Annotated in this window: 13 protein-coding genes and 2 riboswitches; of the genes, 3 read left to right on the forward strand and 10 right to left on the reverse strand. The window is 70.4% G+C overall.

Going from position 1 to position 13382, the window contains the following annotated elements:
* Window positions 1–52 precede the first annotated feature (52 nt).
* On the forward strand, window positions 53–1627 hold the full coding sequence (locus tag EP26_RS10275) for an ABC transporter substrate-binding protein (protein ID WP_043338298.1): 1575 nt from the start codon (window positions 53–55) through the stop codon (window positions 1625–1627).
* A gap of 51 nt (window positions 1628–1678) precedes the next feature.
* Here the strand turns inward: EP26_RS10275 and EP26_RS10280 are convergent, their stop codons facing one another.
* A complete protein-coding gene (locus EP26_RS10280) occupies window positions 1679–2755 on the reverse strand; it encodes a TRAP transporter substrate-binding protein (protein ID WP_043338302.1) in 1077 nt (358 codons plus the stop codon).
* Window positions 2756–2898: 143 nt separating this feature from the next.
* Window positions 2899–3990 (reverse strand): TRAP transporter substrate-binding protein, encoded by a 1092-nt coding sequence (locus EP26_RS10285; protein ID WP_043338303.1) that lies wholly within the window; start codon window positions 3988–3990, stop codon window positions 2899–2901.
* Window positions 3991–4117: 127 nt separating this feature from the next.
* On the opposite strand from EP26_RS10285, the gene EP26_RS10290 reads away from it, so the two are divergent.
* A complete protein-coding gene (locus tag EP26_RS10290) occupies window positions 4118–5020 on the forward strand; it encodes an NAD(P)-dependent oxidoreductase (protein ID WP_043338414.1) in 903 nt (300 codons plus the stop codon).
* On the opposite strand, the gene EP26_RS10295 is transcribed toward EP26_RS10290, so the two are convergent.
* The 8 genes from EP26_RS10295 to EP26_RS10330 all read right to left on the reverse strand — a co-directional run bounded on the left by EP26_RS10295 (window position 5017) and on the right by EP26_RS10330 (window position 12291).
* Window positions 5017–5202 carry a hypothetical protein gene (locus tag EP26_RS10295; protein ID WP_043338305.1) on the reverse strand — a complete coding sequence of 62 codons (186 nt, stop codon included), beginning with the start codon at window positions 5200–5202 and terminating at the stop codon, window positions 5017–5019. The genes EP26_RS10290 and EP26_RS10295 overlap by 4 nt on opposite strands.
* Window positions 5202–6140, reverse strand: a complete 939-nt coding sequence (locus tag EP26_RS34740; protein ID WP_043338306.1) for an alpha/beta hydrolase family protein — start codon at window positions 6138–6140, stop codon at window positions 5202–5204. Before EP26_RS34740 ends, EP26_RS10295 begins: the two co-directional genes overlap by 1 nt.
* A 50-nt stretch (window positions 6141–6190) precedes the next feature.
* Complete coding sequence (locus tag EP26_RS10305; RefSeq protein ID WP_043338307.1) at window positions 6191–6517, reverse strand: cupin domain-containing protein; 327 nt, start codon at window positions 6515–6517, stop codon at window positions 6191–6193.
* Window positions 6518–6534: 17 nt separating this feature from the next.
* Window positions 6535–7092 carry an NUDIX hydrolase gene (locus tag EP26_RS10310; protein ID WP_043338309.1) on the reverse strand — a complete coding sequence of 186 codons (558 nt, stop codon included), beginning with the start codon at window positions 7090–7092 and terminating at the stop codon, window positions 6535–6537.
* Window positions 7089–9986, reverse strand: coding sequence for an aminomethyl-transferring glycine dehydrogenase (gene gcvP / locus EP26_RS10315; protein ID WP_043338311.1), 2898 nt, complete (start codon window positions 9984–9986; stop codon window positions 7089–7091). The genes EP26_RS10310 and gcvP overlap by 4 nt, the downstream gene beginning before the upstream one ends.
* Window positions 9983–10360: a glycine cleavage system protein GcvH gene (gene gcvH / locus EP26_RS10320; protein WP_043338313.1), complete on the reverse strand. Its 378-nt coding sequence runs from the start codon at window positions 10358–10360 to the stop codon at window positions 9983–9985. The genes gcvP and gcvH overlap by 4 nt, the downstream gene beginning before the upstream one ends.
* Window positions 10361–10372: 12 nt before the next feature.
* Complete coding sequence (gene gcvT / locus EP26_RS10325) at window positions 10373–11479, reverse strand: glycine cleavage system aminomethyltransferase GcvT (RefSeq protein WP_043338314.1); 1107 nt, start codon at window positions 11477–11479, stop codon at window positions 10373–10375.
* Between the two features lie 46 nt (window positions 11480–11525).
* A riboswitch (glycine riboswitch) is annotated at window positions 11526–11620 on the reverse strand.
* A 3-nt stretch (window positions 11621–11623) separates the two neighbouring features.
* Window positions 11624–11715: riboswitch (glycine riboswitch) on the reverse strand.
* A 48-nt stretch (window positions 11716–11763) separates the two neighbouring features.
* The gene (locus EP26_RS10330) at window positions 11764–12291 is read right to left on the reverse strand and encodes a hypothetical protein (RefSeq protein ID WP_157033478.1); all 528 of its coding nucleotides are present in this window, start codon (window positions 12289–12291) and stop codon (window positions 11764–11766) included.
* Between the two features lie 107 nt (window positions 12292–12398).
* On the opposite strand from EP26_RS10330, the gene ispH reads away from it, so the two are divergent.
* On the forward strand, window positions 12399–13382 hold the full coding sequence (gene ispH, locus EP26_RS10335) for a 4-hydroxy-3-methylbut-2-enyl diphosphate reductase (RefSeq protein WP_043338318.1): 984 nt from the start codon (window positions 12399–12401) through the stop codon (window positions 13380–13382).

A 13382-nucleotide genomic window follows, 5' to 3' on the forward strand; every position in this document is an offset into this window, starting at 1 on the left:
CGGGCTTTGCTCTAACGTCTCCCCGCTTCACGCGCTGGGAGACCAAGCAACAATGCGTCGTTTCGCCCTGGCTGCCGCCCTGCTCTGCGGCACCGCCCTCTGCGCCCAGGCCCAGACCTTCCGCTGGGCCAATGACGGCGACGTCAACTCGATGGACCCCTATACCCGGCAGGAAACCTTCCTTCTGTCCTTCGGCTCCAATTTCTACGAGCCGCTGGTGCGGCGGAATGCGCAGATGCAGCCGGAGCCGGCGCTGGCCGTCCGCTGGGAGCAGCCCTCGCCGACCGTCTGGCGCTTCCATCTGCGCCAGGGGGTGAAGTTCAGCGACGGCACGCCCTTCACCGCCGATGACGTGGTCTTCAGCGCCCAGCGCGCCCGCGCCCCGGGCTCCAACATCCAGTCCGTGCTGGCCTCGGTGAAGGAGATCCGCAAGGTCGACGACCATACCGTCGACTTCGAGACGAATCAGCCGAACCCCATCCTGATCCAGGAGATCACCAACTGGGGCATGTTCTCCCGCGCCTGGGCCGAGAAGAACAATTCGACCCGGCCGGCCGACCTCACCTCGCGCGAGGAGAATTTCGCGACGCGCAACGCGATGGGCACCGGCCCGTTCCTGCTGGTGAGCCGCGAGCCCGACCGCCGCACCGTGCTGCAGCCCAACCCCAATTGGTGGGACAAGCCGGTCCACAATCTCCAGCGCGTCGAGCTGAACATCATCGCCAATGATGCGACGCGCGTGGCGGCGCTGCTGTCGAACGAGGTGGACTTCCTCTACACCGTGCCGCCGCAGGACGTGACGCGCATCTCCAACACCCAGGGCGTGCGCATCATCCAAGGGCCGGAGCTGCGGACCATCTATCTCGGCATGGACCAGTCGCGGCCGCAGCTGCTGAAATCCGACGTGCAGGGGCGCAACCCCTTCCAGGACGTGCGGGTGCGCCGGGCCATGCTGCTGGCGATCGATGTCAACGCCATCCAGCGCACGGTCATGCGCGGCCAGTCGCGGCCATCGAATCTGCTCTATGGGCCTGGGGTGAACGGCTTCGTCGAGGCCGATGACGTGCGGCCGGCGATCAACATCAACGAGGCGAAGAAGCTGCTGGCCGATGCCGGCTACCCGAACGGCTTCGGCGTGACGCTGGATTGCCCGAACGACCGCTACGTGAACGACGAGGCGATCTGCACGGCGACCGTTTCCATGCTGGCCCGCATCGGCATCCGGGTGACGCTGAACGCACAGACCCGCGCCCGCTTCTTCGCCGAGGTGAACGCGCCGCGCTACAACACCAGCTTCTACATGCTGGGCTGGACGCCTACGACCTCCGACGCGCACAACGCGCTGTTCAGCCTGGCCGGCACGCGGGACGGCACGCGGGGCGTCTTCAACAATGGCGGCTACTCCAACCCGCGCTTCGACGCGCTGGTCGGCCAGATCGCGGTGGAGACGGACCCGGCGAAGCGCCAGGGCTTCATCAGCGAGGCGAGCAAGATCCTGCAGGAGGATGTCGCCTACATCCCGCTGCACCAGCAGCAGATCGTCTGGGCGGCGCGGCAGGGCGTCGAGGTGCCGCAGACGGCGGACAACTACATCCAGCTCCGCATGGTACGGATGCCGGCGCGATAGGCAGAACAGGGGCCCGGGGGAGGCGGCGTCCTCCCCCCGGGCCCCTCCCCTTCAGCTCCGCTCGGCGATGGCGAGGAAGTTGGCGCTGCTGTCCTCCGCCACGCGGAACCAGCCCTGCACGTCGCGGCGGAAGCGGTCCCAATGCGCATGCACGCGCTTGAAGCGCGGGTTGCGGTCGCCGATCTCGGCATAGGTGTCCTGCGTCGCCTTGTGGCAGGCGGCCAGCACCTCGCGCGGATAAGCGCGGAGCTGGGTGCCACCGGCGATCAGCCGCCGCAGCGCCTGCATGTTCAGCATGTCGTAGCGCGAGAGGCTCCAGATGGTGGTCTCGCCCGTCACTACCTCGAGCACCTGCTGGTACTGCTTCGGCAGCGCCTCCCAGGCGCGGGTGTTGACCATCAGCTCACCCTGCGAACAGGCCTCCCACCAGCCGGGGTAGTAGTAGTAGGGCGCGACGCGGGCGAGGCCGAGCTTCTCGTCATCATGTGGGCCGACCCATTCGGCGCCATCCACCACGCCGCGCTCGAGCGCCGGGTAGATATCCGCCGCGCCGAGCTGCTGCGCGACGACGCCGAGCTTGGTCAGCACCGTCCCGGCGATGCCAGCGATGCGGAATTTCAGGCCGTTCAAATCCTGCACGGTGCGGATTTCCTTCCGCAGCCAGCCGCCCATCTGCGCGCCGGTATTGCTGCAGGGAAGGGCCACGACGCCCTGGTCGCGGTAGACCTCCTGCATGATCTCGGCGCCGCCGCCGTGATGGATCCAGGCGAGGTGTTGGCGGGCGTTCAGGCCGAAGGGCATCACCGTGCCGAAGCCGAGCGTCGGGTCCTTGCCGATATAGTAGTAGGCGGCGGTGTAGCCGCACTCGACCGTGCCGCCGCCGACCGCATCCATCACCTGCAGGGCCGGCACCAGCTCGCCGGCGGCGAAGGGGCGGATCTGGAAGGCGCCGCCGGTCAGCTCGGCGACGCGGCGGGAGATCATCTCCTGCACGCCCCAGAGCACGTCGGTCGATTTCGGGAAGCTTCCGGCGGAGCGCCACAGGACCTGCGGCTGGGCGGAGGCGAGGTTCGGGGCGGCGAGCACCGGCGCGGCGGCGCCCGCCGCCAGAAGGCCACGGCGGTTCATGTTGGAGGTCTCCCCAGCGATTCTTGCTGGCCGCGCTCGGAGGGGCGGCCTGGGGCAAGTCTAGCCAGGGGAAGCGAGACCGGCGAAGACGAAATCGGCGGAGGTGGGCTCCGGCCGGGCAGGCCGCCCGGCCGGAGCTTGCTTCAACGCTGCGCGGTCGCGGCGGCGAGGAAGTTGCCGAGCGAATCCTCGCCCACGCGCAGCCACTGCGTCTGCTCCAGCCGGAAGGCATCCCACTTCTCGTGGATGCGCTTGAAGCGCGGATTCGTCGCGCCGATCTCGGCATAGAGATCCTGGCTCGCCTTGTAGCAGGCGGTCAGCACGTCGCGCGGGAAGCCGCGGAGCTGCGTGCCGGAGGCGATCAGGCGACGGAGCGCCGCCGGGTTCAGCACGTCGTAGCGCGCCGCCATCCAATGCCAGCTCTCGGTGCAGGCGGCGTTGAGCACGGCCTTGTAATGCGCCGGCAGGTCATCATAGGCCTTGGCATTGACCATCAGGTCCACCGAGGGCGAGTACTCCCACCAGCCGGGGTAGTAGTAATACTGGGCGACGCGGTTGAAGCCGAGCTTCTCGTCGTCATAGGGCCCGACCCATTCGGCGCCGTCGATGACGCCGCGCTCCAGCGCCGGGTAGATGTCCGGCCCGCCGATTTGCTGCGTCACCACGCCGAGCTTGCCGAGGACGTTGCCGCCATAGCCGGCGATGCGGAATTTCAGCCCCTTCAGATCCTCGACCGACCTGATCTCCTTCCTGAACCAGCCGCCCATCTGCGCCGCGGTGTTGCCGGCCGGGATGCCGACGACACCCTGGTCGCGATAGACCTCGGCATAGAGGTCCCGCGCGCCGCCATGGGTCAGCCAAGCCCAGTGCTGGCGCGTCGAGAGGCCGAAGGGAAGGCAGGTGACGATCGCCAGCGAGGGGTCCTTGCCGAGATAGTAGTAACCGCTGGTGAAGCCGCACTCGACATTACCGTTGCCGGCGGCGTCGAGCACCTGCAGGGCCGGGACCAGCTCGCCCGGGCCGAAGACCTGGATCTGGAAGGCGCCGTCCGTCATCTCCGAGACGCGCCGCGCGATGAATTCCTGCGTGCCGTAGAGCGTGTCGAGGGATTTCGGGAAGCTGCCCGGGCAGCGCCAGCGGATGCGCGGCTGGGCGGAGGCGAGGTTCGGCGTGGCCAGCACAGCGGCGCCGGCCGTGCCGGCGGCACCCGTCGCGATGAAGCGGCGGCGATTCATGCAGGATGACTCCCTTGGTTCGGTTTCCTGGCGCCAGATTGCGCGGAATGCGCCCCTGGCGCAACGACCCGGTGGCTTCCGCGCCATGCAGCGGGATGCCAGTCTGCGCGCCTTCAAGGAGGGACGTATGAGCGACAGGATCGGGTTCATCGGGCTGGGGCGGATGGGCCGGGGCATGGCCTCCAGCATCCGCCGCAAGCAACATCCGCTGACGGTGCACGACATCGCGCCGGGGCCGGTGGCGGCGCTGGAGGAGCTGGGCGCGGCCTCGGCCGGCAGCGCGGCCGCCGTGGCGCAGGCGAGCGACGTTGTGCTGACCATGCTGCCGGGGCCGCGCGAGGTTCAGTCCTCGATCCTCGGCGCGGATGGCATCCTCGCCAACATCAAGCCGGGCGGGCTGGTGATGGACATGTCGACGGTCGATCCGGAGACGACCGACGCGCTGGCCGCGGCCTGCGCCGCGCGCGGCATCGGCTTCGTCGATGCGCCGGTCGGGCGGCTGGCCTGGCATGCGGACCGGGGCGAGTCGCTCTTCATGGTGGGCGCGAGCGATGCCGACTTCGCCCGGGTGAAGCCGCTGCTGGAGGCGATGGGCAGCACCATCCATCATTGCGGCGGGCCGGGCGCGGGGACGCGGACCAAGCTGGTCAACAACTACCTCGCCATCATCCTCTGCCAGCTGAATGCCGAGGCGCTGTCGCTCTCGGCGGCCTTCGGCCTCGACCTTGAGAAGACGCTCGAGGTGCTGCATGGGACGACGGCGACCAACGGGCAGCTCAAGGTGAACTGGCCGAACAAGGTGCTCGCGGGCGACACGGAGCCGGGCTTCGCCATCGACCTGGCGCACAAGGACCTGTCGCTGATCGTGCAGGCGGCGAATGCGGCGAAGGTGACGCTGCCGGTGGCGGCGATCGCGCGCGAGGCCTTCAGCAGCGCGCGCGGCCGCGGCTGGGGGCAGAAGGACTTCTCGGCGATGCTCGACGCGCAGTGCGAGCTGGCGGGGATCAAGCCGCCGCGGCTGAAAGGCTAGTCGTCGCGTCCGCCCGGTGTGCTGTCGGTGACGCCGGGCGGGTCGGGGTAGAGGTCGGAAGGCACCTTGGCCTTCGGGTTCGTGGTGGTGCCGCCCTGCTGGACCTTCTCGGCCGTCGTCTTCGATTTGGGGTCGGCGGAGTTCATCGTCTCCGAGGCCCCGGTCGGGGTCTTGTCCGTCATCAGCCGAAATCCTTGCAGGTGAGGCGGTCGCCCGGCGCGAGCAGGCCGGGCATGCCGGCGAGCAGCGCCGCGCGCGCGGCGGCATCGCCGAGCAGCGTGGCGCGCAGGAAGCCAACGGCGAGGCCAGCGGTGCGGGCGTGGAAGGTGGGGTCGGCCCAGCGCGGGCCGGCGGCGCGCTCATCGGCGAAGGCGGCATGGGTGGCGCCGGCCAGCACGGCCAGTGCCTGGGGCGGGCCGCTGATGGAGCGGAAGGGCAGTTCCCGGTCCTCCGCCGTGGCGCCGTCGATGAAGCCGGAATCGAGCGTGCCGGTGACATGCAGCATCGGCCGGGCAATGCGGCCGAAGGCGTAGCGGGGCGAAAGGCCGCGCGGCGGGATGGGCGAGAGGGCGACGCCGGCCTTCAGCCGCACATCCGGCAAGGAGAGGCCGTGGTCGCCGCCGGGCAGGCGCTGGCCCAGCAGGTGCTGCACCAGCCAGGCGCCGTAGGAATGGCCGGCGATGGCGAGGCGGGAGGCATCCACCCGCTCCCGCAGGCCGGGGCGGCGGGTCAGCTCGTCCAGGGCGAAGATGCCGTCCTGCAACCGGGCGAAGGCCTGGCCGGCATCGAGCGCGGCGGCGGCCATGGTGGCGGAGATGTCGGCCCGGCCCTGCCAGATGCCGGCATCGGTGCCGGGATGCTGGATGTGGAGGACGAGGAAGCCGGCTTCGGCCAGCGCCTGGCCGAGATAGGCGAGCCCTTCGCGCGAGCCGCCGAGGCCGTGGGAGACCAGCACCGCGGGCGCTGGCGCCTCGGCATCGGGCAGGCGAATCAGCACCGGCAGGCGGCGGTTGCGGGCCGGGTCGGTCCAGTCCTCGCGGATCATGGGCGCGGGCACGGCGGCCAGGGGAGCAGGGATCGTGGCGAGGCCCGCGAGGGCGAGGAGGCGGCGGCGCTGCATCGGGTCCGGGAAGGGTTCACCCGGGCGGAACGCCGCGTGCCGCTGGCGGTTCAGGCGGCCTCGCCGCCCTTCGGTCCGTAGAACATCATCCAGGCGCCGAAATCGGCCGAGAAATCCTCAAACCGATGATCGCTGCCGACCGGAGCGAAGAGCAGGTCGCCGGCGCGGCAGGGGGTGGGGTCGCCGTCGCAGCGGAAATGCTCCTCGCCGGAGGCGATGACATAAACCTCGTCGTGGTCATGCGGCGTCTGGTTGCCCATGCCGAAGGGGGCATACCAGCGCATGTCGAGCGAGCCGTGGCGGAAGACATCGACGGAGATGCAGCCGGGCCGATTGGGCAGCCGCGCAGCGTGGGCGGCGGCGAAGACATGCGGCATGGAGGCGTCCCTCCCCTTCAGGTGCCTATCCGAGCGCGTTCCTGCAGGGCGAGCAAGAGGCTACCCACATGGTTGGCATTGCCGATCAATCCCTCGGCCAGGCCGGCGAGGACGGTGGCCAGGGGCAGCAGCTCGACGGTGATCTCCTCGCCATGGTCGAGGCGCTGGGCGGCGGTGGGGACGGCGCCCTCGGCGAGGACGACATGGACACGGTTGCCGGCATGGGCGGGGTCGTTCCGCAGGCTGGCGACGAGGTGGAAGGAGGGAGCATCGTAGCCCGTCTCCTCGGTGAATTCGCGGCGGGCGGCCTCGGTCGGGTCAGCCTCCTCCGCCTCGACCATGCCGCCGGGGAGTTCGAGCGCGATGGCGCCGAGGCCCGGACGGAACTGGCGCACCAGCACCAGCCGGTCATCCGGCGTCAGCGCCACGACATTCACCACATCGGGCCAGTCGAGCATGTACCAGGGGTCGAGGACCGCGCCGTCCCCGGTTTCCCAGGATTCGGCGCGGAGATGGACCCAGCGGTCGCGGTGGACGGTGCGGTTGGCCGTCCGCCGCCAGGGCCGCACCGTCACTCGGCGGCCTGGAGGTGCATCCGCTCCGCATAGGCCTCGAGCGGCGCGCAGGTGCAAACCAGGTTGCGGTCGCCATAAACGTTGTCCACGCGCTTCACCGGCGGCCAGTACTTGTTGCCGCGGACGAAGTGGAGCGGGAAAGCCGCTTCCTCGCGGCTGTAGGGATGCGTCCACTCGCTCGCCATGACCTCGGCGGCGGTGTGGGGCGCGTTCTTCAGCGGGTTGTCGGCGCGGTCGCTGCGGCCCTGCTCCACCGCGCGGATCTCGGCGCGGATGGCGATCATGGCATCGCAGAAGCGGTCCAGCTCCTCCTTCGGCTCGCTCTCGGTGGGCTCCACCATCAGCGTGCCGGAGACGGGCCAGGACATGGTCGGTGCGTGGTAGCCGTAGTCCTGCAGGCGCTTGGCGATGTCCTCGACCATGACGCCGCCGCCCTGCTGGAAGCCGCGGCAGTCGAGGATGCACTCATGCGCCACCATGCCGCGCAGGCCGCGATAGAGCACGGGGAAGTGCCCTTCCAGCCGCCGGGCGATGTAGTTGGCGGAGAGGATCGCCACCTGCGTCGCCCGCGTCAGCCCCTCGGCGCCCATCATGCGGATATAGGCGTAGGAGATGGGCAGGATGGCGGCACTGCCGAAGGGCGCCGAGGAGACCGGGCCGTAGCCCGTCGCCGGGCCGGCGCCGCGGTGGAAGGGATGGTTCGGCAGATGCGGCGCCAGATGCGCGGCGACGCCGATCGGGCCGACGCCCGGGCCGCCGCCGCCATGCGGGATGCAGAAGGTCTTGTGCAGGTTCAGGTGGCAGACATCGGCGCCGATGGCGGCCGGCGAGGTGAGGCCGACCTGGGCGTTCATGTTGGCGCCGTCCATGTAGACCTGACCGCCATGGCTATGGATCAGGGCGCAAATCTCGCGGATCTGCTCCTCGAAGACGCCATGGGTAGAGGGGTAGGTCACCATCAGCGCGGCGAGCCTCTCGGCATTCTGCGCGGCCTTGGCCTCCAGGTCCTTCAGATCGACATTGCCGTCGCGGTCGCAGCCGACGACGACGACCTTCATCCCCGCCATCACCGCACTGGCCGGATTGGTGCCGTGGGCACTGGAGGGAATCAAGCAGACATCGCGCTGGTCGTTGCCCTGGGCGCGGTGCCAGGCGCGGATGGCGAGCAGGCCGGCATATTCGCCCTGGCTGCCGGCATTCGGCTGGAGCGAGACGGCGGCGAAGCCGGTGACGGCGCAAAGCCAGGACTCCAGCCGCTTGATCATGGCGAAGTAGCCCTCGGCCTGGTCCTCGGGCGCGAAGGGATGGATATTGGCGAAGCCGGGGAAGGTGACGGGGATCATCTCCGCCGTCGCGTTCAGCTTCATCGTGCAGGAGCCGAGCGGGATCATGCTGCGGTTCAGCGCGACGTCCTTGTCCTCGAGCCGCTTGAGGTAGCGCAGCATCGCATGCTCGGAGTGATGGCTGCGGAAGACCTCGGCGGTGAGGTAGGGGGTGCGGCGGGCGAGCGCCTCGGGCAGGCTGGCCTCGGGGCTCAGCGCGTCAAGCGTGCCGGCGCAGAGCAGCTCGGCCAGCGCGGCGAGCTCGTCGCGCGTCACCGTCTCGTCGAGGGCGATGGAGACGCAGCCCTGGTCGACGCGCCAGAGGTTGAAGCCGCGGTCGAATGCGCCCTGCATCAGCGCGTCGGCACGGTCACCCGCCTCGATGGCGATGGTGTCGAAGAAGGTATCGTGACGCAGGGTGAGGCCGCCGCGCCGGGCGGCATCGGCCAGCAGCCGCGCCTGGAGGTTCACGCGGCGGGCGATGCGCGCCAGCCCCTCCGGCCCGTGCCAGACGGCGTACATGCCGGCCATCACCGCCAGCAGCACCTGGGCGGTGCAGATGTTGGAGGTCGCCTTCTCGCGGCGGATGTGCTGCTCGCGGGTTTGCAGGGCGAGGCGCATGGCCGGGTTGCCGGCGGCATCGACGGAGACGCCGACGAGGCGGCCAGGGAGCAGGCGCTTGAGCCCGTCCTTCACCGCCATATAGGCGGCGTGCGGGCCGCCATAGCCGAGGGGGACGCCGAAGCGCTGGGTGCTGCCGATGACGACATCGGCGCCCATCTCGCCGGGCGGCGTCAGCAGGCAGAGCGAGAGCGGGTCGGCGGCGACGATGGCGAGGCCACCTACGGCCTGGACGGCGGCGATCTCGGGCGCGAGGTCGCGGATCTCGCCGGTGGTGCCGGGGTAGTTCAGCAGCAGGGCGAAGGGCTTCTCGGCCGCGGCTGCCTCGGCGATGCCGGCGGGTGGGGCGACGATCACCTTGATGCCGACCGGCTCGGCGCGGGTGCGGACGACGGCGAGGGTTTGCGGATGCAGGTCGGCGGCGACCAGCAGCGTGGCCGACTTGCCCTTATGCGCCGCATGGGCGAGCGCAACCGCCTCGGCCGCCGCCGTGCCCTCGTCGAGGAGGGAGGCGTTGGCGACGGGCAGGCCGGTCAGGTCGGCGACCATGGTCTGGAAGTTGACCAGCGCCTCCAGCCGCCCCTGGGCGATCTCCGCCTGGTAGGGCGTGTAGGCGGTGTACCAGCCGGGATTCTCCAGCACGTTGCGCAGGATCACCGGCGGGGTGTGGGTGCCGTGATAGCCGAGGCCGATCAGCGACTTCACCCGGCTGTTGCGCTCCGAGAGGGCACGCAGCTCGGCGATGACCTCGGCTTCGGTCGCCGGCGGCGGCAGGGCGGAGAGGTCGGCCCCGGCGATGGCGGCGGGGACGGTGCGGGCGGCCATCTCCTCGAGGCTGGCGGCGCCGACGATGCGCAGCATCTCGGTGATGTCGTCCGGGCCCGGGCCGATATGGCGGCGGGCGAATTCGGTGCCTTCCTCGAGGGCCGCCAGTTCGGCGAGGGCGCTCATGCCTGGCTGTCCACGAAGGCGGCGTAGGCCGACTCGTCCATCAGCGCGGCGATGGAAGAAGCGTCGGACGGCTCGATCTTGAAGAACCAGCCCTCGCCGGTCGGCTCGCGGTTGATGAGGCCCGGGTCGTCGGTGAGGGCCGAATTCACCTCGACGATGCGGCCGGCGATCGGGGCGTAGACATCGGAGGCGGCCTTCACGCTCTCGACCACGGCGATGGCCTCGCCGGCCGCGACCTCGCGCCCGACCTCGGGCAGGTCGACGAAGACCACGTCGCCGAGGGCGTTCTGGGCATGGTCGGTGATGCCGATGGTGGCGGCATCGCCGTCGGCCCGCACCCACTCATGGTCCTGGGTGTATTTCAGCTCTGGCATGGGTCGATGTCCTCAGCGGGCGTAGCGGTGGGGAACGAAGGGCATGGGCGCGATGCGGGCCGCAAGCGGCCTGCCGCGCACGATCAGCTCGATGGGGGTGCCATCGGTGGCATGGGAGCGGGCGACGTAGCCCATGGCCATCGGCCCGCCGAGCGAGGGGCCGAAGCCGCCGGAGGTGACGCTGCCGATGGTCTCGCCCCCGGGGGCGTGGATCATCGTCTCGCCGCGGGCGGGCTGGCGCCCTTCGGGGCGGAGGCCGACGCGCACACGCGCGGTGCCGTTGGCCAGTTCCTCGCGGACGCGCTCGGCGCCGGGGAAGTCCCACTCCATGCGGCGGCGCTTGCCGATGGACCAGGTAAGGGCGGCCTCGACCGGGCTCGTCGCCTCGTCGATATCGGTGCCGTAGAGGCAGAGCCCGGCCTCGAGCCGCAGCGAATCGCGGGCGCCGAGGCCGGCGGGCTGTACGCCGGGCAGGGCGAGCAGGAGCTTTGCCAAGGCTTCGGCCGATTCGGCGGGGGCGCTGATCTCCCAGCCATCCTCGCCGGTATAGCCGCTGCGGCTGGCGATGACGGGGATGCCCTCGATCTCCGTCTCGGCAATGCCCATGAAGGAGAGCGCTGTCAGCGCCGGGGCGAGCGGGCCGATGGCGGCCGCGGCGCCGGGCCCCTGGAGGGCGAGCAGGGCGCGGTCCGGGAGGCGGCGGAGGGTGACGCCCGCAGGCAGCACCGATTCGATCAGGGCGAAGTCGTCATGCTTGCGGCTGGCATTGACGACGAGGAAGAGGCGGTCGCCGCGATTGGCCACCATGAAGTCGTCGAAGATGCCGCCGTCCTGCGTCATCAGCAGGCCGTAGCGCTGGCGGCCGGGCTTCAGCGCCTGGATGTCGGCGGGGGTCACCCGCTCCAGCGCGGCCGCCGCGCCTTCGCCGACCAGTTCGGCTTGGCCCATATGGGAGACGTCGAACAGGCCGGCGGCACTGCGGACATGCAGGTGCTCGGCCATGATTCCGGCCGGGTATTGCACCGGCATGGCATAGCCGGCGAAGGCGACCATCCGGCCGCCGAGGGCGCGGTGCAGGCCGGCGAGCGGCGTCTCGAGCAGCGATTCGGTCTCGGCCACGGGTCCCCCGGCCGCATCTGCGGCGTGAGTTGAAGTCCGTGGCCCCCCTCTGTCCGGGAACCTGAGAGATTCGGCTGGCGGCCTTGGGCCGGGCCTTACTCCTTCGGTGCCGGTGCCTCGCGGCACCAGGCTTTCCAGAGGTCCCTTCTCCGCGCGGCCCTTCTGCCTGAGCGTTTCCGGGGGCCGGTTGCGCCTTCGGCGGGGGTGTCGCCACCCCTCTCTCCCGCGCGGCATCTGCGGGTGCGACTGTCTAGCCCGGCCGGGGCCGGGCTTTCAAGCGGCGATCAGCGCGGCCCGCGGCGGCGGTTCAGCGCCAGGTCCTGCTCGGTGAGCTGGAAGGAGACGAGGATGCGGTAGTCGCCCGCACGCCGATTCGCGCCGACCGGCAGGGTGATGGAGACCGGCGCGCTGTCCACCGTGGTCCGCGTCTCGTTGCGGCCGAAGGCCACCCGGTCGGTGAAATTCTGCCGGCTGAGGATGGTGTCCGTCTGCCGGTCGAGCACGGCGACAAACCAGGGCAGATCGACCGCCCGCCCCTCGGAGGCCGGGCCGCGCTCCACGCTGAAGCCGGCGGTCATCTGCATCTCTATGCTACGCTCGCCCCGCCCGGCCTTGCAGCTGCCGTTGATGCTGACCAGCTTCGCGTCATAATCGAGACCGGTGAGGTCCGGCGGTGCGCCGGGGCGGTAGCGGGTGAGGTCGGACCCCTCCCCCAGCAGCCCCGGATTCGGGCAGGCGATCGGCAATTGGGTACCGGTGCCGGCGCCACACCCGGCCAGAAGCAGCGCCAACAGGACAACTCTCGACCGCATCACCATATCCCCCTTGAGCCCGGACGGCGGGCCGCTAGTGTGCGCCCCGCCCACTGTGCCCGCCGGCCCTTCGGCACGGCAAATAGCGCCAGCGAGCGAGAGGCACCATGGACCTGCACCCCCACGCGCCCGAGCGCAACCTGCCCCGGCTGAACGTCCTTCTCGCCGGCCCCCGCGGCTTCTGCGCCGGCGTGGACCGAGCGATCAAAATTGTGGAGGAGGCGATCCGCCGCTACGGCGCCCCCGTCTATGTCCGGCACGAGATCGTCCACAACCGCTTCGTGGTGGAGAGCCTGGAGCGGCAGGGCGCCATTTTCGTCGAGGAGCTGGACGAGGTGCCGGATGATGCGCCGGTCGTCTTCTCCGCCCATGGCGTGCCGAAATCGGTTCCGGCCGAGGCCAGCCGCCGCAAGCTCTTCTACCTGGATGCGACCTGCCCGCTGGTCAGCAAGGTGCATCGCGAGGCGGAGCAGCACTTCACCCGCGGCCGGCACATCCTGCTGATCGGCCATGCCGGGCACCCGGAGGTGGTCGGTACCATGGGGCAGCTGCCCGAGGGCACCGTCACCCTGATCGAGGATGCCGCCCAGGCCCGCACCGCGCCGGTGCCGGGCGACGTGCCGCTCGCCTTCATCACCCAGACCACCCTCTCGGTCGATGACACCACGGATATCGTGGCGGCGCTGCGCGAGCGCTTCCCCGAGATCCACGCGCCGGCAAAGGAGGATATCTGCTACGCCACCACCAACCGCCAGGCGGCGGTGAAGGCGATCGCCGACCGGGCGGAGCTGATGGTGGTGGTGGGGGCGCCGAATTCCTCCAACTCGCTGCGGCTGGTCGAGGTCGCCGAGCGGGCCGGCTGCCCGAAGGCGGTGATGGTGCAGCGGGGGCGGGACCTCGACCTGTCGCTGGCCGAGGGGCTCACCACCATCGGCGTCACCGCCGGCGCCAGCGCGCCCGAGGTGCTGGTGGAGGAGGTGCTGACCCGGCTACGCGAGCGCTTCACCCTGGTCATCGAGGAGGTGGTGGTGGCGGAGGAGACCATCACCTTCAAGCTGCCGGGCGCGCTGCAGACCGAAGGCGCGCGCTGA

Source organism: Belnapia moabensis DSM 16746, assembly GCF_000745835.1.
Taxonomy (GTDB): domain Bacteria; phylum Pseudomonadota; class Alphaproteobacteria; order Acetobacterales; family Acetobacteraceae; genus Belnapia; species Belnapia moabensis.